General features: G+C 68.7%; 1 pseudogene. It reads left to right on the forward strand.

The window, feature by feature from the left end:
* Window positions 1-2,064: pseudogene (locus JCM9942_RS14590) on the forward strand (glycoside hydrolase family 2 protein); the annotation flags it as partial.

A 2,064-nucleotide genomic window follows, 5' to 3' on the forward strand; every position in this document is an offset into this window, starting at 1 on the left:
GGCGCAATGGAGCTTCCGGCTGCTGCCGGGTGATGCGCAGCTGTCCGCGCATCCGGGTATGGAGACGTGGCGCGCGGCCACGGTGCCGGGCAGCGTGCATACCGATCTGCTGGCCAACGGCCTGATCGGCGATCCGTATGTGGGCGCGGTCGAGGCCGGGCTGCAGTGGATCGGGCTGGGTGACTGGGAATACCGGGCGCGCTTCGATGTGGACGCGGCCACGCTGGCGCGCCCGCACGCCGAGCTGCGTTTCGACGGTCTGGACACCTTTGCCGAGGTCCGCCTCAACGGCCGGCCGCTGCTGCAGGCCGACAACGCGCACCGCACCTGGCGCGCGCGGGTGGACGGGCAGCTGCGCGCCACCGGCAACGAGCTGCGTATCGTGTTCCGCTCGCCGATCCGCACGCTGCTGCCGCAGGTGCAGGCGATGGAGCACAAGATCGCCGGCAACTATCCCTCGCCCTATGGGGATGAGCCCAAGGACGCGATGGTCGGCAACTTCGTGCGCAAGCCGGCCTACCACTTCGGCTGGGACTGGGGCCCGCGCTATGTCACCGCCGGGGTCTGGCGGCAGGTGCATATCGACAGCTGGGATGACCAGCGCATCACCGATCTGGCGGTGCGCACCGACGCGCTGGATGCCGACCGCGCCGCGCTGAGCGTGCTGCTGCAGGTCGAACACAGTGCGGCCGCCGGTAAGGTGCCAGTGGCGCTGGCGGTGCTCGATCCGGAGGGAAAACCGGTGGCGCAGCTCCGCCGCCAGGTCGCGCTGCAGCCGGGCAGCACCACGCTGGAGCTGCCCGTCGAAATCACCCGGCCGCGGCGCTGGTGGCCGGTCGGCTACGGCGCGCAGGAACGCTACACCGTGCAGGTGCGCATCGGCAGCGGTGTGGGCGAGGCGCTGTCTTCCAGCATCCGCACCGGCCTGCGCACGGTACAGCTGCAGCGTGACGAGGACGCCGACGGCGGCCAAGGCTTTGCCTTCGTGATCAATGGCGTGCCGGTGTTCGCCAAGGGCGTGAACGCCATTCCGTTCGACGCGTTCCCGTCCCGGGTGACGCGCGAGCGCCTGCGCCGCGACCTGCAGAGCGCGCGCGACGCGAACATGAACATGGTCCGCAACTGGGGCGGCGGCTATTACGAGAGCGAGGACTTTTTTGACCTCGCCGACGAACTGGGCCTGCTGGTCTGGCAGGACTTCATGTTCGGCGGCGGCATGCAGCCCGGCTTCGATCCGGCCTTCCGCGCCAATGTGGTGGCCGAGGCGCGCGACAACATCCGCCGTCTGCGGCATCACCCCAGCATCGTGCTGTGGTGTGGCAACAACGAGGAAGAGACCGCTGGAAGGATTGGGGCCACGGCAAGACCTTGAAGGAGGCCGACCCGGTGTTCGCCGATAAGGTCTGGCAGGGCTATGTGGAGCTGTTCGGCAACGACCTGCGCGCAGTGGTGGCCGAAGAAGGCCTGGGCGTGCCGTACTGGTCCAGTTCGCCGAGCAACGATCTGGACACCAAGGCCAACGACTCGCGGCGCGGTGACAAGCACTACTGGGACGTCTGGGGCGGGCCGGCGCTGCCGCCGACCGCCTACCTGAAGGAAACCCCGCGCTTCATGTCCGAATACGGGCTGCAGGCCTGGCCGCAGCAGTCCACGGTCGATGCCTTCGCCACGCGTGACGAGCAGCAGATCGACGGGCCGGTGATCCGCGCCCACCAGAAGTTCATGGCCGGCGAAGGCAACACACGCCTGCTGCATTACATCGCGATGGAATACGGCACGCCGCGCTCGTTCGCCGACTTCGTCTATCTGGGGCAGGCCATGCAGGCCGAGGGCATCGCGCTGGCCGCGCTGCACCACCGTGCCTCGCGCCCGTACACGATGGGCTCGCTGTACTGGCAGCTCAATGACGTGTGGCCCGGCGCGTCGTGGTCGAGCGTGGACTACTACGGCAACTGGAAGGCGCTGCACTACCACGCCCGCCGGTTCTTCGCCGAGGTCGCGGTGGCGGCGCTGCGTGATGAGGGCAACACGTCGGTGAGCCTGCTCAACGATGGCCTGCAGCCG

Source organism: Stenotrophomonas pictorum JCM 9942 (assembly GCF_001310775.1).
In the GTDB taxonomy this organism is placed as follows: domain Bacteria; phylum Pseudomonadota; class Gammaproteobacteria; order Xanthomonadales; family Xanthomonadaceae; genus Stenotrophomonas; species Stenotrophomonas pictorum.